This window comes from Nocardia sp. NPDC020380 (genome assembly GCF_044386975.1).
GTDB lineage: Bacteria > Actinomycetota > Actinomycetes > Mycobacteriales > Mycobacteriaceae > Nocardia.
Map to the genome: position 1 here is coordinate 152,009 of NZ_JBIRVQ010000011.1, position 20,795 is coordinate 172,803.

Below are 20,795 nucleotides of genomic sequence, written 5' to 3' on the forward strand. Positions count from 1 at the left end.
GTCAACGCCCCCGCCCGGCGATGATTCCGGGCGGGTGGCGGCGCTCACTTGGTGCGTTGCGGTCCCGGGAAGAAGCCCGTGGTCACGAAGTGATCGAAGTAGCGGGTGAGCACGGCGACATCCACGCCGTGGCAGCGCGCGCTCGCCGCATCCGTCTCCGTGTCCTCGGGCTCGGCGCCCGGCTCCGGTTCGGGCGCGGGTTCGGGATTGATGCTGTAGTTCACGCTCAAGGCCGCGGCGCGGGACAGCGAGTCGTCGCCCGCCGCGGCGCGTCGTTCCGCCTCGTCGGTCAGGGCCGCGGCGAATTCGACCGGGTCGACGAGCCGCAGCGAATAACCGCGGCGCAGGGCCAGATCCAGCAGCGTGCGCAGCGGAACCGGATGGTCCGGGTCGAGGGTGAACATGGTGCCCGAGGGCACGCGGGCATTGCGGACCAGCGTCGCGGCCACCTGATCGACCGGGAACATGTCCATCACGGCCGTGCCCGGATCGGGCACCTGGCCGAGGACGAGCACCGCGCGCAGCATGGTCCACCAGGCGTCGTCGGGAGCGGTGACGCCGGTGCGGGAATCGCCGGTGATAAGGCCGGGCCGGATGATCGTGACGGGGATGCCGCGGTCGACGCCGGACCGGATCAGTTGTTCGGCAACCCATTTGGTCAGTGTGTAGCCGGGTGCGCCGATCGGCGGGGTGTCGCCGGTGGTGCCGGTGAGCGAGGCCGTGGACACGTAGCGGATGGGCTTCACCCGGGTGGTGGTGGCCAGGCGCAGCACCTCCGCGGTGCCGCCGACATTCGCGTCGCGCATGCGCGCGTAGGGCGCGAGGTGATAGACCTGCGCGCCATTGTGATAGATGACGTCGATGTGGCCGGCCAGTTCGGCGAACCGCTCCGGGGTCAGGCCGAGCCGTGGCCGCGCGAGATCGCCCGGCACCGCGACGATCCGGGGTGCGTGCTCGCGCAGGTCGATGCCGTACTGCTCGGCGACCGCGCGGATGCGCCGCAGCGCGGCGTCCTCGTCGGCGGCACGAACCAGGCAGTGCACGGTGGCCCGGGTCTGTTCGAGCAGTTCGCGCAGCAGGAAGACACCGAGGAAACCCGTTGCGCCGGTGAGCAGGATCGTCTCGGGCGCGGCCGTCCGCGCGGGGGCCAGGCCCTCGACGGTGACGGCCGGATCCAGGACGGAATCCGCGAGCAGTTCGGCCTCGGTGTTCGCCTCGGCGGATTCGCCGCGCAGCGTGGCCGCGAGCTCACCCACGGCCGGATGCGCGAAGAGTTCCCGCAGCGGCACCGGGACGCCGAGCCGTTCGGCCAGGGCGGCACGCACTTTGATGGCCGACAGCGAGGTGCCGCCGAGTACGAAGAAGTCGTCGTCCAGGCCCACCCGGTCGGCGCCGAGGACCTCCGCGAACACCTCGGCCACGATCCGCTCGTCGGCGGTGCCGGGCGCGCGGTAGTCGCGTTCCGGGGCCTGCGGTTCGGGCAGGGCGGCGCGATCCAGCTTGCCGGTGGGGCCGAACGGGAATTCGTCGAGCACCATCAGTTGCGCGGGAATCATGTAGCCCGGCAGCTGTTTCCGCACGGTGTCCAGCACCTGCGCGGGATCGGGCCGCATGCCCTCCGCGGCGGTGATCCAGCCGACCAGTCGTTCCCGGCGCACGGCGACCGCCGCCCGGCCGACCGCCGGATGCGCGCGCAGTACGGTCTCGATCTCACCGGGTTCGATGCGCAGGCCGCGCAGTTTCACCTGGAAGTCATTGCGCCCCAGGTATTCCAGCCCGCCGTCCGGGAGCCGGCGGACGAGATCGCCGGAGCGGTACATGCGGGCGCCCTGCGGTCCGTACGGGTCGGCGACGAAGCGCTCCGCCGACAGGTCCGGGCGGGCGACATAGCCCCGGGCGAGTTGTGTACCGGCCAAATACAATTCGCCGGGCGTGCCGACGGGGACCGGGCGCAGGCGGGCGTCGAGCACATAGGTCCGGGAGTTCCAGTGCGGATGGCCGATGGACACCACGCCGTCACCGGTCTCGGTGACGTCCGCGCCGGTGATGGACACCGCCGCCTCGGTCGGGCCGTAGAGATTGTGCAGGCGGGCCGGACTGGTCGCGGCGAAGCGGGCGATGGTGTCGGCGGGCAGCGCCTCACCGCCGACGAAGACCTCGCGCAGGCCGCCGAAGGCGGTGGCCGGCGCGGCGTCGAGCAGCGCTTCGAGCAGGGACGGTACGAAGACCGCCGTCGTGATCCGGTGGCGGGTCAGGGCCGCGGCGATGTACTCGGGATCGGTCCGGCCCTCGGCGGTGGCGATCACCAGATGCGCACCCGCACTCAGCGGGGCGGCGTAGCCGATGAGACCGGCATCGAAGGTGTACGGAATCAGCTGCAGGAAGGCGTCTTTCGCGGTCAGGTGATGTTCCGCGCGGAGGTACGCGACCTGGTTGACGATCGCCGAATGCGGGACGCCGACGCCCTTGGGGCGGCCGGTCGACCCGGAGGTGAAGACGACGTAGGCCAGATCCTGCTCGTGCAGCCGGCGGCTGCGGTCGGCGTCGGTGATCGGGGCGTCCGAGTAGTCGTCCGCGGCGAGGTCGGCGGCGGTCAGGACGGTCAGCGGCCGGGCGGTCTCGACCAGGTGCGCGACGCGGTCCGCGGGCAGATCCGGATCGATGGGCAGGTAGGCCGCGCCCGACTGGACGATCGCGTACAGCCCGACCACCAGCTCCACCGACGGGTACGCCGTGAGACCGATGATCGTCCCGGGTCCCGCGCCGAGCTCGATCAGCCTGCGCGCCAGGCGATTCGAGCGCGAGGCCAGTTCGCCGTAAGAGATGGTCACGTCATCGCAGGTCACCGCGGGGGCCTCCGGGCGCACCCGCGCGTGCCCGGTGAAGGCCTCGAGCAGCTGCCGCTGGGGCACGATCCGTTCCGGGCCCACGCTCACCACCTGCAGCGCGACCGCCTCGTTGGGCTCCAGCAGCGGCAGGTCCCCGACCGCCCGGTCCGGGTCGGCCACCGCCACGCGCAGCAGTCCGGCCAGTCGCGAACCCAGCGCCTCGATGGTCGCGGCATCGAACAGCTCCGTGGCGTAGCGCCACGAACAGTGCAGTCCGGCAGCCTCTTCGGCCAGGTGCTGCGGTACGACGGTCAGCTGCAGGTCGATCGGCGCCACCGCGTCGGCCAGGTCCACCGCGGCGACGGTGAGGCCGGGCAACCGCAGCACGCGTTCGTCGAACTCCTGGAACGACAGCGCGACCTGGTACAGCGGGTGATGCGCCTGGGTGCGCAGCGGATCCAGCTCCGCCACCAGGGTTTCGAAGGGCAGTTCCGGATGCGCGAAGGCGGCCAGGTCGGCGTCGCGCACCCGCGCGAGCAGGCCGGTGAAGCTCTCGGCGCCGGTGAGACGGGTGCGCAGCACGAGCGTATTGACGAACATGCCGACGACATCGTCGAGTTCGGGTTCGCCGCGCCCGGCCACGGGGGTGCCGATGGCGACGTCGCCGGTGTTCGCCAGCCGGGCCAGCAGGACCGCGAGCGCGGTGTGCACCACCATGAACAGGGTCGCGCCGCTGTCGCGGGCGAGCTGTTCGAGCGCGTGATGCAGCTCGGGTTCGATTCGGAAGTCCAGTACCGCGCCGCGATTGCTCGCGGCCGGCGGGCGCGGGCGATCGGTCGGCAGTTCGAGCAGCGGCGGCAGACCGGCCAGGGTGTCCCGCCAGTATCCGAGCTGGGTCGCCAGCAGTGATTCCGGATCCGTTGCCGCTCCGAGCATTTCGCGCTGCCAGAGGGCGTAGTCGCCGTATTGGATGGGCAGCGGCGTCCACTCCGGGGCCGAGCCGTGGGCGCGGGAGCCGTACGCGATCATCAGATCCCGGGTCAGCGGTCCCAGCGAAAACCCGTCCGCCGCAATGTGATGCACCACGACGGCCAGCACATAGTCCTCGGCGGCGAGCCGGAACAGCCGGATTCGCAGCGGCACATCCGCCGTGACATCGAAACCCGTGCCCGCGAGGGCGAGCAGTTCCGCCTGCAGGTCCCATTCGGCGATATCGACCGGCGACAGCACACCCGGCTCGTCGGCGGCATTGCCGGAAACGACCTGCAGCGCCACCGATTCCACGGGCAGCACGAGCTGGTAGCCCTCCGCGCCGCGCTCCGGGTAGACGGTGCGCAGGATCTCGTGGCGGTCCAGCAGATCGTGGACGGCGGCTTGCAGCGCGGGAACATTCAGCTCGCCGAAGCGCGGGGAGGCGGAGCGGACGCGCAGGGCGATGGGGATGTTGTGCGCGGGCGACGCCGGGTCCAGGCGGGAGAGGAACCACATGCGCTGCTGCGCCGGGGACAGCGGCGGATGCTCACCATTGCGTGGGCGGGCGACCAGCGGGACGCGGGAGCCTGCGTCGAGCAGGTCCATGGCCTCGGCCAGATCGGCGACGATCGGGTGCTCGAAGACCATGCGCGCGGGAATGCGCAGACCGGCCTCGGCGCCCAGGCGGCCGGTCAATCGCGTTGCCAGCAGCGAGTTTCCGCCGAGTTCGAAGAAGTCGTCGTCCGCGCCGACGCGGTCCAGGCCGAGCAGATCGGCGCAGTTCGCGGCCACGGCGCGCGCGGTCGAGGTGGCGGGCTCGCGATAGGGGCGCGCCGTCACGGTGGGTTCGGGCAGGGCGTCGCGGTCGAGCTTGCCCACCGGGGTCAGCGGAATGCGATCGATCGGGACGATGGCCGCGGGCACCGCGTGCCGGGGCAACTGCCGCCGGGCCCGGTCCGTGAGGGCGATCGGGTCGGCCGTCGCGCCCGGTGCGGGCACCACGTACGACACCAGCGCATCCGTGCCGCTGGGCAGTCGGCGCACGAGAGTCGTTGCGAAGGAGACGGATTCGTCGGCGACGAGCACGGCGTCGATCTCGCCGGGCTCCAGCCGGAAGCCGCGGATCTTGATCTGGGTATCGGAGCGGCCGAGGTACTCCAATTGCGTTGCGCCGCCGGGTCCTACGGCCCAGCGCACCACATCGCCGGTGCGGTAGAGGCGGGCGCCGACGCCGTCGGGGTACGCGACGAAGCGGGCGGCGGTCAGCCCGGGCCGGCCGTGATAGCCCTCGGCCAAGCCCGGTCCGGCCAGGTACAGCTCGCCCGGCGTGCCGGTCGGCACCGGCCGCAGCCGGGTGTCGAGCACCAGGGCGGTCATGCCGGGAATCGCCGCGCCGATGGTGATGGGATCCCCGGGGTGCAGCGGATCGCTGATGGTGGCGGCGACCGTGGCCTCGGTCGGCCCGTACAGATCGAAGAAGGACCTGCCCGGCGCGAAGCGGGCGACCAGGTCCGGCGGACACTCCTCGCCGCCCACGACGAGCGAGGCCAGGTCCGGGAAGTCCGCGCCCATGCCTGCGAGCGCGGCCGGGGTGATGAAGGCGTGGGTCACGCGCTGGGCGCGCAGCAGTTCGGCGAGCTCGTCGCCGCCGTACACATCCGCGGGCACGATGACCATGAGCGCGCCCGCGCCGATGGCGAGCAGCAGTTCCAGGATGGACGCGTCGAAGCTCGGGGAGGCGAAGTGCAGGGTCCGCGATTCCGCGGTCACCTCGAAGCGCTGGACCTGCTCGGCACACAGCCCGGCCAGTCCGCCGTGCGTGACGGCGACGCCCTTGGGCAGCCCGGTGGATCCCGAGGTGTAGATGACGTAGGCGATATTGCCGGTCCGCAGCCTGCGCGTGCGCTCGCTGAAGTGCACCGGTTCGCCGGAAAGGCTTTCGAGTTCGGCCGTGCACTCCGGCGAATCGAGTTCGAGCCAGTCGATTTCGCCGTCCACGGGCGATCCGGTCAGCCGCAGGCCGAATCCGGCACGGGAGTCGCTGAGCATGTGCTGGACCCGGTCGGCGGGGTAGCGGGGATCGATGGGGACGAAGGCGGCGCCGGATTTGGCGACCGCCCAGACCGCGATGATGTCCTCGATCGAGCGCGGCAGGGCGAGGGCCACCCGGTCGCCCGGGCCGAGCCCGCGCGCGATGAGCAGACGGGCCAGCCGGTTGGATCGCTCGTCGAGCTCGGTGTAGGTGAGAGTGCGGTCACCGCAGCGTAGGGCGGGCGCTGCCGGATCGATGCCAACGGCGGTTTCGAGCAGTTGCGGCAGAGTCGGTACGGTCGGTACTCGCGAGGGGCGGGTACGCGGGCGCTGTCCCCGGCGTGCCGCGTGAACATCGGCACTCACCGGTTCCCCTTTCGGACGTACTCGGCCCCTGATGTTTGCGACCACTTAACCTTGTCGAACAGCAGTGAGCAATAGCGCAATTCGTATATGTTGCGACAGGCTACCACGGCAAATGTTAGGTAAATCCTTACCGAATCCTGCGAAAATGCTGGTAACGCGTCAGATATTCATGCAGGGCGCGAATAACCGCATTCTCGCGCCTGCTCACGCCCATTTCCGCGATCACGCTAGCTATTTGCAGTTAGCCTGCATAATTACCCGCCGCGAGTCGGGGCTCATGGGCGCGTCGGGCCCTCCCCCGCCCCGGTGGCCCGCAACGCCGAGTCGATGCCCGCCAGGTCCACCGCGGTCAGTTCGATTGCTGCGGCATCGATCCAGCTGTCGATCTGCTCGGGCCGGCGAGCGCCGACGATCGCGCCGTTGACACCCGGCCAGGCCAGGACCCAGGCGATGGCGATCGAGGCCACCGAGGTGCCGTGCGCCGCGGCGATCGGGCGCAGCGCCTCGACCAGGGCGAGATTGGCCGCGAGTTCGGCGGTGAACTCCGGGAATCGCTTGCGCCAGTCGTCATTCGGCAGCGCGGCCACCCGCTCGGCCGAGAACGCGCCGGTGAGCAGACCCGAATGCAGCGGCTGATAGACGATGCCGCCGGTGTGATGCACCGCGGCCCAGGACAGTTCGCCCGCCGACGCGCGCTTCAACAGCGAGAACTGCGGCTGGATGGCGTCCACGTGCGCGATGGATTCGGCGATCTCCAATTGCGGCACATCATGATTGGACAGGCCGATGGCCCGCACCTTGCCCTCCTCGACGAGGTCGGCCATGGTCTGCCAGTACTCCTCGAGCGGGGTGGGCGGCACGGCATCGGGATCCGCCTGGCCCGAGAACTCCAGGGCGGCACCGGTATCGGGCCAGTGCACCTGGTAGAGGTCGATCCGCTCGACGCGCAACCGGCGCAGCGAGTCCTCGAGTTCGCGGCGCACGCTGGCGGCGGCCATGATGCGCTTGGGCGCGGAGGCGCGGTCGTTCGCGTTCCAGACCAGGCCCGCCTTGGTGAAGACGTAGGGCCGGTCGGCCTCGGGCAGTCCGGCCAGCGCCTTGGCGACGACCTCCTCGGAGTGGCCGAGCCCGTAGACAGCGGCGGTGTCGATCCAGTTCACGCCGGCTTCCACGGCCCGGTGGATGGTGGCCACCGAATCCGCGTCGTCCTGCGGACCCCAGGAGAAGCTCCAGTCCGTGCCGCCGATCGCCCAGGCGCCGAAGCCGATCCGGCTGATGTCCATATCAGTGCTGCCGAGCCTGGTGGTGGGAATGTCTCCCATATCGAATGCTCCTTATCGCCGCCCGGTGCGGCGTCGCATTCGATGTTTCGGGATGCGCGCGGGGTTACCCAGTGGCAAGCCCAGCCTGGGCACCGCGTGACCAGGCTGGCCGGCTCAGTTGACGCAGGGGATGTCGCCGTCGATGCCGGTGGTCAGCGGGCCGCCCGAGTCGGGCGGCGCGACATCACCGGAAGTCGTTGGCGCGGTGACGGTTCCGCCGGAGGCATCGGTCGACTGGGTATCGCCGTCCACGTTCGGCGAGCCGGTGGCGGTCGCACCGGTGGCCGGCGCGGCCGGTCCGGGATCCATGCCGAAGGCGGTGCGCACCTCCCGCTTGATGGCGTCCGGGTCGATGATGTTGACGTCCTGGTCGTTGATCACGTCGTAGCGCAGCACCGGCAGCGTGCGGAACTCCACCGACGGCGATTGCGCCTTGCCGAGCGTGGAGACGAAGTCGAGCAGGTTCCAGTCCTGCGAGAGCACGATGTCGCGGTGCGCGGCATCCATCAGGCCCTGCAGTTCGCCGATATTGGTGAGGGTCCCGGACTTCTTCAGCTGCTGTGCCACCGAGACCAGGAAGGCCTGCTGGCGGTGGGTGCGGTCCAGGTCGCCGTCGGGGAGCCCGTGCCGCTGCCGCACGAAGGACAGGGCCTGCGAGGCATTCAGATGCTGCCGCCCGGCGGGGAAGACCGCGCCCGAGTACTCGCTGTCGTCGACCGGATTGCGCAGGCAGACATCGACGCCGCCGAGCACATTGGCCAGATCGTAGAACCCGGCCAGCGAGACCTCGGCGAACCGGTTGATGGGCACCCCGGTCAGCGCCCGCACGGTCTGCACAATGGAGGCGCGCCCGGCATCGCGCCCGCGATGCTCGAGTTCGACGGGATCGGTCATGCCCTGATCGATGAGCTGCTGCTCGACCGCGGCCTTCTTCAGCCCGTACGCCTCTTTGATCTTGGCGTGGTCGTAGCCCGGAATGCCGGTCACCGGCACGTAGTCGTCGCGCGGGATGGAGAAGGCCACGATGTGCTTCATGTCCTTCGGAATGTGCACCAGGATAAGCGAATTGGCGTTGTAGCCGCCGACGTCGCTGTCCCCCGCGTGCAGCTGGTCGAGAATCGCCTGCGGCAGATCGTTGCCGTCCAGATCCTTCCGGGTATCCAACCCGATGAGCAGGATATTGAGATCGCCCCCGAGGGTGGCGGCATCGTTCTTGTCGATCACGTCCGCGCGCACGAACCCCTTGTCGAGGCTGGCGCTGGCGTACCAGCCGGCGCCGGTAATGGTGACCACGACCGTTGCCGTGAGGGCGACGAGACCGCGCAGAGCCAGCCGGAGCCGCTTGGGCCCGGCCTTGCTGTGAGGGGTTCCGGCGTCATCCATACCAATAGGTATGGTCCCGCCCGGATCTGTGATTTAGCTGAAGAATAGTCGCAGGTCACATGCGATATCACTCACTAGCGGAGGGTGCGCCCCGGATGCCGATGACGGTATTCCCGCGGTGCGCAGCCGGTCCAGCGCCGGAAAGCGCGAATAAAGGTGGCGGCATCCGCATAACCCAGCCGGACCGCCACCTGCTCGCTCGACAGCCCGGTCTGCACCAGCAGCTCCTCCGCCAGCAGCCGCCGGACCTCGTCCAGCAGCGCCCGGAAGGACGTGCCCTCGTCGTGCAGGCGGCGAGCCAGCGTCCGCGGGCTCATGAACAGGTCGGCGGCCACCGTGGCCTGATCGGGGAGCGCGCCCGGGGTGCGGGCCAATCGGTCCCGCACCAGACCGGCGGTCCCGGTACGCGCGTAGCGACGTTCCAGCAGCTCCCGGCAGAGCCGTTCGCAGGTGCTGCGCGTCCACTCGTCCGCCTGCGGCAGCGGGAAGTCCAGGAAGACGCTCGCGAACGCGATGGCATCCTCGGCGGCCCCGAAATCCGGTTCCACACCGAAGATTTCGCGAAAACGAGCAGTATCGGACGGCGCCGCGTGCATGAAGGTGACCCGGGTCGCAGGCACTCCGGCCGCATACAGCTCGCGCCCGATGGTCTGGATACCGGACACGATGCGCTCGGCCAGGAAGGGCCGCACATCGAGCGGCACCTCCGAACCGTCGAAGATCAGCCGACTTTCCTCCTCGCCCTCCTCGAAGATGAGCTGCCCGAACACGAATGCGAGATCCAGATACCGCAGCGCCACGTCGATGACCTGCCGCAGGCTGCCACTGGACAGCAGAGCCAGACCCCAGGACCCGTAGAGCGAGATGTGATACTTCCGCCCGGCTTCGGCACCCAGGCCGGGTTCGTCGCCGAACCGGGCGAGCAGGTTCCGCACCACCGCGACCTCCTGGCGCGCGGTGACCTCCGCCTCCGGATCGAGCACGATCCGCTCGGTGAGCGCGGTCCCGGCCAGCAACTGCTCCGGCAGCATGCCGCGGTCGGCCGCGAGCTGCATGAGGACATGCACGCTGGAGGTGTTGCGCACCAGATCCCAGTCGAACATGCGACCCATCGTGCGCGCCCCGGGCGGACGCCACAATCACCGCCCCGGCCTGTCTCGATCGGCCAGGAATTGTGCACCTTCGGACACCGGCCCGGCGGACCCGGCCGTCACGCACGGAGGGGCCGCGACGGTGGGCCGGATCACAATATCCGCCATGCCTTTTCGCTATTAATCTCGCTTTGCGTCCATGGTTCGCCCAGCTGGAAGAGCTTTCTCCCCCTGTATTCACTCGAATCTTCAGGAAGGTGGCTTGTCATGATCGCTTCCGGAAAGGTCGCGTCCGCGGCTGTCGCACTCGTCCTCTCCTCGGTCGCCGCGCCCCTGGCCCTGGCCGGACCGGCACAGGCGGCCCCGGTGGCCGGTACCTGTTCGGGCGGGCAGATCTCGTTCGACAGCAGTCCGATCGGACTGGTCGCCGCGCCGACCACCGCGAGGTTCAGCGGTGACCTCACCGGCTGTCAGGGCGCCCCGGCCCCGACCGGCACGCTGCAGGGCGCCTTCACCGGCACCGGCAGCTGCCTGGATGTGAACGGACAGGTCAATGGCGTCATCGATTGGTCCGACGGCGAAACCAGCACGGTCTCAGGGCCGTTCGACGTGCCGGGCGGTGTCGGCGCGCCGAAGACCAATACCGTCGCGATCACCGGCGGGCCGGGCGCGGGACAGCAACTCACCGTCGCACAGGGGCCGGTGGACGGCGTCGCGATGACCGGGCCATGTCTGGCCGGCAATGCCCGCAATGCCTCGATCGCTATTACCAACGCCCAGTTCGGCTGAACGGCCGCCGGTGCGGGCTCCGGAGCCGGAGCCCGCACAACGCCCGGTTCAGGCCAGGAACCCCAGATCGCGGCGGCCGCCGCCGACGACCGGGGCCGGATCGGTGCTCACTACCTTCTGCAGGAGTTCGTTGTAGATGTCGCGGAAGTCGACGGTGGTTTTGAGGTCGCCGTTGTCGAGGTCGGTGAGGCTGGGTTCGTCGCCGTACCAGCCGCCCTTGATCGGTGCTCCGGCGAGGAAGACCGGGCCGGCGGTGCCGTGGTCGGTGCCTTGTGAGGCATTGGCGTGGACGCGGCGGCCGAACTCGCTGTAGGCGAGGAGGACGACGTCCTTGCCGCGGGGGTGGGTGGCCATGTCGCGGAGGAAAGCGGAGACCGCCTCGTCGAAACGACCGAGGAGTTGTTCCTGGGTGTGGCGTTCGTCGGCGTGCGTGTCGAAGCCGCCCAGGCTGACCGAGTAGACGCGGGTGGGGACGCCGGCCTTGACGCATTGGGAGACCAGGTCCAGCTGTGCGGCAAGGGGATTCGCGGCCTTCTTGGACTTGTCCTGCGGCGTGATCGACGAAAAGGTCTTGGTCACTGTCTGTTCGGATTGATAGCCGATGCAGACGCAGTCCTGAGCCGCGGTGTCGGCCGGATCGGTGGCGGCGAGCCCGGACAGTGCCGCCGATAATTCCGGCGACAAGGGCGCGGAGGACGGATCCAGCGCTGCCGCAGTGTGTTTCGTGCCGAGCGCCAGTTGGGGTAGTACCGAGCCGATATTGACCGCGCGGACCGGATCGTCGCCGGTGGCGTCCAGCCAGCGGCCGATCCAGCCGGTCGGGACGGCGGACCCGGGTGAGGCGGTCTGCCAGATGTCCATGGAACGGAAGTGACTGTGGTCGGGTTGCGGATAGCCGACGCCACGCACGATGGCGAGGCTGTTGCCGCGCCACAGGTCGGCCAGGCCCTTCATCGCCGGATTCAGGCCGAGCTGGGAGTCGAGGTGCAGCACTTCCTCCGGGCGATAGGACAGATCGGGCCGGGCGTCGTGATAGGCGTTGTCCGCGTAGGGAATCACGGTGTTCAGGCCGTCATTGCCGCCGTAGAGGGTGAGCACCACGAGGATTCCGGAACCGGCGGCCAGCGGGGAGACGCTCGCGCGCTGCTGCAACTCGTCCCAGGTGACGGCGGAGATGCCCGCGACGCCGAGCGCGCCCAGCACGCTGGAGCCGACGAGGAACTGCCTGCGACTGACTCGGGTCATGGCGATGCGGCTTTCAGCTCGTGAGGTATTCGGGAGTGTTGACGGCCAGCACGGCCAGCCGGTCCGGATGATCGGCGACCGCGGCGAGCACCTCGGCGCTGCGGTCGGACCAGTTGCCGATGCCGAGCAGATATCCGGCGGCGTCCACCCGATCGGACTTACCCGCCGACGAGATCGGTGAGAGATCCGCCTTCTTCACCAGATTCGTGGCGGTGGTGAGCCGCAATTGCGCTGCCGCACTGGACATCCAGCCCTGCCCGCGCGGCCAGCCACCGACATCCGGCGGATAGAACGGCAGCTGCCCGAGGGTGCGCAGCACACCGGCCAGCCGGCGTACGTCGGCGTCGTCGGTGAGCGGCACCTTCAGCGCCCGCACCGCGCCGACCAGCCATTCGACCGGGCCGTGCACCACGGTGTCCCGGGCGGTGACGAATTCCGGATCGGTGAAGATGGCGGTCACCAACGCGGACAGGTGCCGGTCCGGACCGTAGGCGGCGGTGAGCCGGTCCAGTGCGGCCGCCGACGGCGGATCGTCGGAGGCCAGTCGCTGCCACAGGCTCGCGGCCACGTACCGCGTCGATTCGGGGCGGGCCAGGACGGCGGCGCAGAAGCCGCGCGCGTCGAGCGGACCGGTCACGCCCAGAAAGGTTTTCGTGCCCGTGTCGTGCCGCTTGGCGTCGAAGACCGCGGCACCGTTGACGATGGTCCACCCGGTCAGTGCCCGGGCCCCTTCGCGCACATCGGTTTCGGTGTAGCCGTTGCCGTGGCCGAGGGCGAACAGCTCCATGAATTCGCGGGACAGGTTCTCGTTCGGCGCCTTGGCGGTGCTGGCGACGCCGTCCAGCCAGCGCAGCATGGCCGGATCGGTGAGCATGGCGTAGGCCAGGGTGGCGAAGTCGCCGTTGCCGAGGGTGCGCAGGGTCCGGTTCTGCCCGGCCATTTCGGCGGCGCTGCGCACCTTGACGGCCGAGGTGGCGAAGTGGTTGTGCCACACCAGGGTCAGCTTCTCGCGCACCGGCACCCGCACCGCGGCCATGCGGCGCAGCCACCAGGCGGTGAGCGTGTCCAGCTGGGTGGTGAGCTGGGACTGGTACACCTTGCGCACATCGGCGGAGGCGCCCCGGCCGGGCGCGGTGAGCGGCGCGAATTCCGGCATGGGCGCCGCGCCGGGATCACGCTCCGGGTCGGCGGCGAGCGCGGAGTTCAGGTAGGCGATCGGGTCGGGCACGGCGTCGACCTCGGCGCCGGTGACACCGAATCCGGTCCGCCGCAGTATGCGCGCGGTATGCGTCCACTCCATCGGCTTGCCCATGCCCCCGAGTATTGGACCGGGAGGGGGCGGGCGAGTATCGGCGACCGGGAACCTTCAGGCAATCCTCAGCGGCTCGCGCGCAGTATGCGGCTGGAACGCAGCACCTGGGCCGGGGTTTCGGCGGTCGGGTCGAACCCGTCGAGGTAGGCGGCGATGAGGTCCGGCGCCCAGTGGTCCTCGATCCGTGTGAAGCCGAGGGACCGCAGCCGTCCGGCGATCTCGTCGGGTGCGAAGAAACTGAACCAGGGTTCCCCGAACACGGCCAGTCGTTCGGCGCGCGCCTGCATGGCCGCGCGATCCTCGTCGCTCACCGCGGGCTGCAGGTAGTCGAAGATCAGTTCGCTGGATCCGGCCCGTCCCGCAACGTATTCGAGGGTGCCGGTGATGGCTTCGGCGGTCAGGTAGAAGATGACGCCGAGCCACACGAACACGGCGGGCTCCGACCGGATGAGCCCGGCGGATTCCAATTCCTTTCCCAGCGTTTGTGTTTCGAAGTCGACCGGAACGAAGGTCAGCGTCTCGGGCAGCTCGATTCCGGCCGCGGCGAGCAGCTCGCGCTTCCACGTCTGGGTCGCGGGATGGTCGACCTCGAAGACACGCAGCTCCGGGTACGGATTGCGGTAGGCGAAGGTGTCCAGGCCCGCACCCAGGATGACCACCTGCCGGACACCGGCGGCGGCCGCCGCGGCCACGGCGTCCTCGGCGAAACGCGCACGGGCGGCGAGGAACATGCGCCGCGGCTGATTGCTCGCTCCGGCGTGACCGGGGTGATCCATTGTGGCCGTGTCCAATTCGACCAGCTCCGCGTCCGTGACGCCGAGCAGTCGCGCGGCGAGCGGATCGGTGAAGATGCGCGGTTCGTCCGCGACCTGGTGGTAGGCGCGCGCATAAGCGGTCGCCTGCGCGGTCCGGCTGGGTTCCCCGATGTCCATGGTGGACAACCTACTGCAAGCCCCCAAAACAAGGAGTACGACCGTACTCAGTACGTGCGTACTGTTAGGATCAGTGCGCAGCCGAGCAGTGGAGAGGACTCCATAATGAGCTTCACCGTCGAACGATTCGATCACATCGTGCTCAACTGCCGCGATGTCGCGGCGACCGCCGCCTGGTACGAACGGGTACTCGGGATGACCGTGCAGAAGTTCGGGCCCGCCGGGCGGACCGCGCTGAAGTTCGGCAATCAGAAGATCAATCTGCGCCCGCTCGGCGCGCTCGACCACGACCCGGCGTGGACGACCGGCGCGGTGGAGGCGGCCGGGTCCGAGGACCTCTGCTTCATCACCACCGTCGCGCCCGAACAGGTTGCCGCGCATCTGATCTCGTGTGGCGTGGCGATCACCAATGGTCCCGTCCTCAAGTCGGGCGCGCTCGGCGACATGGTCTCCCACTATTGCCGCGATCTGGACGGCAATCTGATCGAGATCGCGGTCTACCCGGAGAATCAGCACAGCTAGGGAGGGCGAGTAAATGAACGACCGGCCGAAAGCGCTGTTGTTCGATGTGCAGGGCACCGCGACGGACTTCCACTCCACCATCCGGCACGCGGCCACGGCCGTTGCCGGGGACCGGTATCCGGATGTGGACTGGTCCGCCTTCGTGAACGACTGGCGCGCAGCCTATTTCGAGGAGACATCCAGTCGCCCCAAACACGCGGCCTGGGAGAGCGTCGCGGTCGTCTATCGCCGCACCCTCGATACCCTCCTGGATGCCAGGGGATTCGAGCTCGGGGAGGCCGAGCGCGCCGAACTGGCCGGCGCCTGGGCACGCCTCGATCCGTGGCCGGACACCGTGCCGGGCCTGCAGCGGCTGCGCAAGCAGTTCACCCTGGCGACCCTGTCCAATGCGGATGTCAGTGCGGTGGTGCAGATTTCGCGGCACGGCGACCTGCCCTGGCATGCCATTTTCGCCGCCGAGATGGTCGGCGTCTTCAAGCCGGATCCGCGCACCTATCACCTGGCCGCACACTATCTCGGCCTGGAGCCCGCGGACATCATGATGGTCGCCAGCCACAAATACGATATTCGCGCGGCCGCCGGGCTGGGCTTCCGGACGGCCTTCATCGCCCGGCCGCTGGAGTACGGGGACCCGGCGCTCGCTGATGCCGGCTTCTCATCCGAATTCGATATCAACGCCACGGATTTCGTGGATCTGGCCGATCAGCTCGATTGCTGATCGGCCTCCGCGGCACGGGGGCTGCCTCCGGTGAGCCCCCGCGCCGGCCACACGCTATCCGGTGTACCGCACCGCCACGAAGTTGTCGCCCGACTTGGGATCCTTGGTGGAACCGCCGACCACGATCTTCCCGTTCTGCAGCACCACGCCGTTGCCGTGATCGGCCTGGGTGCCCAGATCCGTGCTGATCTGGCCGCCGCTGCCGAAACCGCTGTCCAGCTTGCCATCCGGGTTGTAGCGGGCGACGGCGATATTGTCGCCGGTGCTGGTGCCGTGACTGGTACCGGCCACCACGATCTTGCCGTCCTCCTGGAGCACGGTGGCCACGGCGCTGTCGTCCTTGCCGCCGAAATCGGTGGTCACCTTGCCGCCGGTGCCGAAGGCGCTGTCCAGCTGGCCGTCCGGGGTGTAGCGCACCACAGCGAAGTCGTCGCCCTGGTTGGCGTCGCGTGTGCTGCCGGCCAGGACCAGTTTGCCGTCCGACTGCACGGCAATGGCATTGGCGACGCCGGCCGGTGACCCTAGATCGGTGACCGCCTTTCCACCGGATCCGAAACTCGAATCCAGCCTGCCGGGGGCGGTGGAAGACGCCTGAGAGGATGAACAGCCGCTGATCGCCAGTCCGGCGATGGCAACGAAGACGAAGGGCCGCAACACCTTCAGCGGAGATCTGGACGACCGGGACAGGCACCACATGTGAGCTACCTCATTTCAGCATGGAAGGGTAGAACTACACAGCGGTGAACCACAAAAGCGCTCGCCAGTATGGGCGCAGCCACGGATCCGGCGGGGTCGTATGAACCTGTTACCGCGCGGCACACCGGCGACCCGCCGGAAAGATCAACAAACTCAGAGGTACCTGACCACCTGCGCGGCGGCCTCGACCGGATGCCCTGCCTGGATCGGATGGCCCAGCGCCTGCACGGACCAAACACCGTCCTCACGAGAGACTTTCGCCACCACCATGCCGGTGTGCGGGCCGCCCGCGCTGAGGTTGGACCGGGTCAGTTCGGAGTTGGTGGTGCCGTCGATCAACCGCCAGAACGCGTTACGCACCCGTTCGAAGGTGTGCCCGGCGTACGAGGTGATGATGAAGACGATGGAGGTGACGTACGGCGGCATGCGGGTGAGGTCCACGGTGATGACCTCGTCATCGCCCTTGCCCTCACCGGTCAGGTTGTCGCCGGAATGCCGGATGGCGCCGTCGCCGGTGACCAGCCGCCCATAGTAGGCCACATCGACCAGATTGTTGCCGGCGTAGATGAGGGCCGAAGCGTCCAGGTCGATCTCGGCCGGGCGCACGCCGTACTTGCCCTGCACGGGGACCGGATCCCAGCCCAGCCCCATCTTGACGAAGGTGAGATCGGCGCCCTGCCGGCGCAGCGGCGCGGTCTCGCCGGGGCGCAGCACCGGCTTGATGATCTGCCGGGCCGGCTGCTGCTGTGCGGTGCGCGGCGAGTTGCTCACGGACACACCATGATCGGCCAGCAATGCCGCGAAGCCCCCGTGGTGCCCGTAGCCGACGGCGCGGGCGAACCAGCCGTGTTCGCCCCGGTCCAGATCCACGGCGGCGACCGCCGATTCGGCGCCGAGCCCCTCGATCACGTACTCGTACAGTTCGTTGCCCTGATCACCGGCGATGCCGATGTGCGGGGCCGGATGGTCGCCCAGGCGGCCGGTACGGTCCTCCAGCGCGACGACGATGCGAATGTGGTCGATGCCCTTGGGAATCGCCTGCAGGCTGATCGCCAGGGCGTTCTGCCCGGGCACCAGATGGATACCGGGCCCGGCGGGCTGGTTGTAGAAGATCAGGTCCTCGTCCGAGCGCACCGAGCCGCTCCTGGTGAGCAGCAGCGCGGCCAGGTCGATCCGCGCGCTGTAGTTCACCGTGACGGTGATATCGGCGACGCCCAGCTCACCTGTCTGCCCCTGCGTGAGAAGTGCGGCCACGGCACCACTCTATTGGAGTTCCGCATCGCCGGGACCAGGCAATCCGATATCGCTCTCGAATCGTTCTACGCCACAACATCAATGGGTCGGACGATCAGATTCCCAAGGCCATGGCCGGCCGATTCTCAGCAACCAATTCGACCGATTCATCCGAATCTTCCAATTCCATCGAACCCTGCCACCGGGCGCGGACCGCGAACACCGTCCACAGCAGCAGCCCCGCCACCGTTGCGCCCAGGCCGATCTCGCACACCAGGGCCCAGCCGCCGGCCTGGTAGGCCGCGCCCGCGGTCACCGATCCGGCCACGCCGCCGAGGAAGTACATCACCATGTACGCGGTGGTCAGGCGGCTGCGCGCGGCGGGATCCAAGGCGTAGATGGCACTCTGGTTGCTCAGCTGGATGCCCTGGATGCCGAAGTCGAAGACCAGCAACGCCACCACGAGAGCGATCACATTGTGGCCGCCCCAGGCCAGCAGACCCCAGCTGCCCAGCACCACGATCCACACCAGCGTGGTCACGATGCGCAGGTAACCGCGATCGGCCAGCCGCCCGACCACCGGCGCGCCCAGCGCACCGGCGACACCGGCCAGACTGAACAGTCCGATGCTGAACTCCGAGAAATGGAACGGGCTGCCGTGCGAACCCGCCAGCAGGAAGGCGATGGCCGTCCACACCGCGGAGAAGCAGGCCATGGCGAAGAAGCCCAGGATCATTCGCTGCCGCAAGACCGGGTGCCGGCGGATCAGGGTGAGGATCGAGACCAGCACCTCGGGGTAGCTCTCCTCGGCCGCGGCCTGTCCGCCCGCCGGGCCCTTCAGGTACAGCGCCAGCGCCATCAGCAACTGGATGCCGGAGGCGACCAGCAGCACCGTGCGCCAGCCGCCGAACTCGGCGATGGTGCCGGACAGCAGCCGGGACAGCAGAATGCCCAGCAGCAGACCGCTCATCACGGTGCCGACCACCTCGCCGCGGCGTTCCGGCTCGGCCAGTGACGAGGACCACGGCACCACCACCTGGGCGGCCGAGGCGGCCACACCGGTGGCGAAGGTGGTGGCCAGCAGCACCGCGAAGTTCGGTGCGGCCGCCGAAACCGCCAGCGCCACAAAGGAAGCCAGGATCAGGGCGGGCACCATGCGGCGGCGCTCCAGGAAGTCGCCGAGCGGGACCAGGAGGGCGAGCCCGGCCAGGTAGCCGACCTGCGCCGCGCTCACCAGCAACGCCGCGGTCGCGGTGGAGATCCGCAGATCCGCGGCGACATCGTGCAGCAGCGGCTGGAGGTAGTAGAGACCGGCCGCGGAGGTGCCCGCGGTCACGGCGAAGATCAGGATCACCGCGCGGGTGAGTTGCGCCCCGGCGCGGGCGGTCACGGAAGAAGTCACGTGACCAATAGTCTTATGCGCGCGCAATCAATAAAAGCGATGAGTTTCGATGCTGCCATCTATGACAGAGATGACAGCGCTACGCTGGGCGGATGGAGTTGCGTCAGATCGAATGCTTCCTGGCCTGCTGCGACCAGCGCTCGTTCACCGCGGCCGCCCGCGCCCTGAACATGGTGCAGTCCGCCGTCTCCACCAGCGTCGCCAAGCTCGAGCACGAACTCGGCACCCGCCTGTTCGACCGCACCCCGCGCACCCTCGAACTCACCGAGACCGGGCGCGCCATGGTCGAGCCCGCGCGCACCCTGCTCAATGCCCGCCGCGACATCGTGGACGCCATCGAGACCGCCCGCGGCAAGATCCGCGGCGAGGTCATCGTCGGTAACCTCATGACCATCCAGAGCCTGGACCTGGCGAGCATCTTCGCCGATCTGCACCGGCGGCATCCGGCGGTCACCCTGCAGATGCGGCAGAGCATCTCGGGGGTGGCGGGCAATATCGCGGGCCTGCGCGATCAGACCCTGGACGTCGCGCTGCTGGCCGCCATGACCGCCGATTTCCCCGGCCTCACCACGCATCCCCTCAGCACCGAAACCCTGGTGCTGTGCACCGCGCCGGACCACCCATTGGCCGGAAGACCCTGGCGCGCCGCCGATTTCACCGGCATCCGCTTCATCGACTTCCCGCCCGGCTGGGGCATCCGCACCATCGCCGACACCCATTTCCGCACGCGGCGCACCGTCATCGAGGTCGCGGACCAGATCTTCGCCCTGGAACTCGCCGCCAAGAACTTCGGCGCGGTCCTGCTCCCACGCTCGGTCGCCGTCCGCTCCCCCGACATCGTCTTCGCCGAACATGCCGACCGGCCTATCCCCTGGGTTCTCAGCATCGCCCACGACGCCCAGCGCACCCCGTCCAATGCCGCCCGCACCGTCATAGACGCCCTCCGGAACCCGCCTCGGACAGGCTGATCAGGGATGGTCGGCGGCCGCGGCGTCGTAGACGACCGACCAGGGGCCGGCCGCCCCGGTGTTCGCCAGCACCACCGGATTCGCTTCGGCGCGAATGATTTCGGTGGCCAGCTCGGCGAATCTCGGGGCCGCCGGATGTGAGGCGGCGTCCGGGCCGACCACGAGCAGGCGTCGCGCCAGCGGGCGATCGGTCAAGGGCCGCCAGGCCACCCGGGGTTCGCGGCGGGCGGTCGATTCTCGTTCGAGGGCTATGCCCTGTCCGGCGAGCACCAGGCCGAAGAGGAACTCCGGATTGCGCGCCGTGCGAATGCGTGCGGGCACGAAACCCTTTGTGCGACACAGTTCCAGCAGCCGGTCGTACCATCCCGGCGCGGTCTCACGGGGGAACAGCACCAGATCGTGGCCCGCCAGATCGGGCAGGGCGACTTCACGCAGCCGGGCCAGCGGTGAGGTGCGTGGCAGTACGACGCCGAGCGGCAGTTCGATCTCCGCGCCGAATCGGAGTTCGGGGGCGTCGACCGGATGATCCACCAGCCCGGTGTCGAGGCCGCCGGTCGCCAGCATGCGGCATTGCTCGGTGGTGGTGAGCTCCAGGAGATCGACTGCGACACCCGGTAATTCGGTATCCAGCCGCCGTAAAAGGGCTTGCAGCACGGGAGCCGGCAGATCGGGCGGGACGCCCGCCCGCAGCGTGCCGAGATCGCCGTCACGGACCTTGCGCATGACGGTTCGGAGCCGTTCCTCGGCCGCCGACAGTCGATGCGCCTCCTCGATGAGCAGCCGGCCCGCGACGGTGAGTTCCACCTGCCTGCGGGAGCGGTCGAAGAGCCGCACGCCCAGTTCGCGTTCCAGGCGCTGAATGGATTGGCTCAACGGCGGCTGGGCCATGCCCAGGATCTCGGCGGCCCGGCCGAAATGCAGTTCCTCGGCGACCACCAGGAAGTGACGCAGCTGCCGGGTGAGATCCACGCGGCAACGATAGGCC

The 20,795-nt window shown here is 69.1% G+C and carries 15 protein-coding genes; 4 read left to right on the forward strand and 11 right to left on the reverse strand.

Features of this window, described 5'->3' with window-relative positions; all coding sequences use genetic code 11:
- Positions 1 to 44: 44 nt before the first annotated feature.
- The 4 genes from ACH438_RS29775 to ACH438_RS29790 form a co-directional block, all read right to left on the reverse strand.
- Positions 45 to 6,197 (reverse strand): amino acid adenylation domain-containing protein, encoded by a 6,153-nt coding sequence (locus ACH438_RS29775; RefSeq protein WP_397011118.1) that lies wholly within the window; start codon positions 6,195 to 6,197, stop codon positions 45 to 47.
- 275 nt (positions 6,198 to 6,472) lie between these two features.
- Positions 6,473 to 7,519 carry an aldo/keto reductase gene (locus ACH438_RS29780; protein ID WP_397011120.1) on the reverse strand — a complete coding sequence of 349 codons (1,047 nt, stop codon included), beginning with the start codon at positions 7,517 to 7,519 and terminating at the stop codon, positions 6,473 to 6,475.
- Positions 7,520 to 7,633: 114 nt separating this feature from the next.
- The gene (locus tag ACH438_RS29785) at positions 7,634 to 8,902 is read right to left on the reverse strand and encodes an LCP family protein (RefSeq protein WP_397011122.1); all 1,269 of its coding nucleotides are present in this window, start codon (positions 8,900 to 8,902) and stop codon (positions 7,634 to 7,636) included.
- Positions 8,903 to 8,976: 74 nt separating this feature from the next.
- Positions 8,977 to 10,005, reverse strand: a complete 1,029-nt coding sequence (locus ACH438_RS29790; protein WP_397011124.1) for an AraC family transcriptional regulator — start codon at positions 10,003 to 10,005, stop codon at positions 8,977 to 8,979.
- A 255-nt stretch (positions 10,006 to 10,260) separates the two neighbouring features.
- Between ACH438_RS29790 and ACH438_RS29795 the strand changes: the two genes are divergently transcribed.
- Positions 10,261 to 10,782, forward strand: coding sequence for a hypothetical protein (locus ACH438_RS29795; RefSeq protein WP_397011126.1), 522 nt, complete (start codon positions 10,261 to 10,263; stop codon positions 10,780 to 10,782).
- A gap of 48 nt (positions 10,783 to 10,830) precedes the next feature.
- On the opposite strand, the gene ACH438_RS29800 is transcribed toward ACH438_RS29795, so the two are convergent.
- The 3 genes from ACH438_RS29800 to ACH438_RS29810 form a co-directional block, all read right to left on the reverse strand.
- Positions 10,831 to 12,027: a DUF1501 domain-containing protein gene (locus tag ACH438_RS29800; RefSeq protein WP_397011128.1), complete on the reverse strand. Its 1,197-nt coding sequence runs from the start codon at positions 12,025 to 12,027 to the stop codon at positions 10,831 to 10,833.
- Between the two features lie 13 nt (positions 12,028 to 12,040).
- On the reverse strand, positions 12,041 to 13,339 hold the full coding sequence (locus tag ACH438_RS29805; RefSeq protein WP_397011130.1) for a DUF1800 family protein: 1,299 nt from the start codon (positions 13,337 to 13,339) through the stop codon (positions 12,041 to 12,043).
- Between the two features lie 65 nt (positions 13,340 to 13,404).
- Positions 13,405 to 14,271 carry a class I SAM-dependent methyltransferase gene (locus tag ACH438_RS29810; protein ID WP_397011132.1) on the reverse strand — a complete coding sequence of 289 codons (867 nt, stop codon included), beginning with the start codon at positions 14,269 to 14,271 and terminating at the stop codon, positions 13,405 to 13,407.
- 105 nt (positions 14,272 to 14,376) lie between these two features.
- Between ACH438_RS29810 and ACH438_RS29815 the strand changes: the two genes are divergently transcribed.
- Positions 14,377 to 14,793, forward strand: a complete 417-nt coding sequence (locus tag ACH438_RS29815; RefSeq protein WP_397011134.1) for a VOC family protein — start codon at positions 14,377 to 14,379, stop codon at positions 14,791 to 14,793.
- A gap of 13 nt (positions 14,794 to 14,806) precedes the next feature.
- Positions 14,807 to 15,511 (forward strand): haloacid dehalogenase type II, encoded by a 705-nt coding sequence (locus tag ACH438_RS29820; protein ID WP_397011136.1) that lies wholly within the window; start codon positions 14,807 to 14,809, stop codon positions 15,509 to 15,511.
- Positions 15,512 to 15,565: 54 nt separating this feature from the next.
- On the opposite strand, the gene ACH438_RS29825 is transcribed toward ACH438_RS29820, so the two are convergent.
- The 3 genes from ACH438_RS29825 to ACH438_RS29835 form a co-directional block, all read right to left on the reverse strand.
- A complete protein-coding gene (locus tag ACH438_RS29825) occupies positions 15,566 to 16,207 on the reverse strand; it encodes a delta-60 repeat domain-containing protein (RefSeq protein WP_397011139.1) in 642 nt (213 codons plus the stop codon).
- 153 nt (positions 16,208 to 16,360) lie between these two features.
- Positions 16,361 to 17,461, reverse strand: coding sequence for a TerD family protein (locus ACH438_RS29830; protein ID WP_397011141.1), 1,101 nt, complete (start codon positions 17,459 to 17,461; stop codon positions 16,361 to 16,363).
- Positions 17,462 to 17,555: 94 nt separating this feature from the next.
- Positions 17,556 to 18,842, reverse strand: a complete 1,287-nt coding sequence (locus ACH438_RS29835; RefSeq protein ID WP_397011143.1) for an MFS transporter — start codon at positions 18,840 to 18,842, stop codon at positions 17,556 to 17,558.
- A 92-nt stretch (positions 18,843 to 18,934) separates the two neighbouring features.
- On the opposite strand from ACH438_RS29835, the gene ACH438_RS29840 reads away from it, so the two are divergent.
- Positions 18,935 to 19,810 carry a LysR family transcriptional regulator gene (locus ACH438_RS29840; RefSeq protein WP_397011145.1) on the forward strand — a complete coding sequence of 292 codons (876 nt, stop codon included), beginning with the start codon at positions 18,935 to 18,937 and terminating at the stop codon, positions 19,808 to 19,810.
- On the opposite strand, the gene ACH438_RS29845 is transcribed toward ACH438_RS29840, so the two are convergent.
- The gene (locus ACH438_RS29845; protein ID WP_397011147.1) at positions 19,811 to 20,779 is read right to left on the reverse strand and encodes a LysR family transcriptional regulator; all 969 of its coding nucleotides are present in this window, start codon (positions 20,777 to 20,779) and stop codon (positions 19,811 to 19,813) included. It abuts the gene before it with no gap.
- Positions 20,780 to 20,795 lie beyond the last annotated feature (16 nt).

What these genes read in the sequence shown, in the direction of transcription:
- ACH438_RS29780 (WP_397011120.1), bottom strand. Translation starts at nt 7,519, where the DNA reads ATGGGAGACATTCCCACCACCAGGCTCGGCAGCACTGATATGGACATC.
- ACH438_RS29785 (WP_397011122.1), bottom strand. Translation starts at nt 8,902, where the DNA reads ATGGATGACGCCGGAACCCCTCACAGCAAGGCCGGGCCCAAGCGGCTC.
- ACH438_RS29790 (WP_397011124.1), bottom strand. Translation starts at nt 10,005, where the DNA reads ATGTTCGACTGGGATCTGGTGCGCAACACCTCCAGCGTGCATGTCCTC.
- ACH438_RS29795 (WP_397011126.1), top strand. Translation starts at nt 10,261, where the DNA reads ATGATCGCTTCCGGAAAGGTCGCGTCCGCGGCTGTCGCACTCGTCCTC.
- ACH438_RS29800 (WP_397011128.1), bottom strand. Translation starts at nt 12,027, where the DNA reads ATGACCCGAGTCAGTCGCAGGCAGTTCCTCGTCGGCTCCAGCGTGCTG.
- ACH438_RS29805 (WP_397011130.1), bottom strand. Translation starts at nt 13,339, where the DNA reads ATGGGCAAGCCGATGGAGTGGACGCATACCGCGCGCATACTGCGGCGG.
- ACH438_RS29810 (WP_397011132.1), bottom strand. Translation starts at nt 14,271, where the DNA reads ATGGACATCGGGGAACCCAGCCGGACCGCGCAGGCGACCGCTTATGCG.
- ACH438_RS29815 (WP_397011134.1), top strand. Translation starts at nt 14,377, where the DNA reads ATGAGCTTCACCGTCGAACGATTCGATCACATCGTGCTCAACTGCCGC.
- ACH438_RS29820 (WP_397011136.1), top strand. Translation starts at nt 14,807, where the DNA reads ATGAACGACCGGCCGAAAGCGCTGTTGTTCGATGTGCAGGGCACCGCG.
- ACH438_RS29825 (WP_397011139.1), bottom strand. Translation starts at nt 16,207, where the DNA reads ATGTGGTGCCTGTCCCGGTCGTCCAGATCTCCGCTGAAGGTGTTGCGG.
- ACH438_RS29840 (WP_397011145.1), top strand. Translation starts at nt 18,935, where the DNA reads ATGGAGTTGCGTCAGATCGAATGCTTCCTGGCCTGCTGCGACCAGCGC.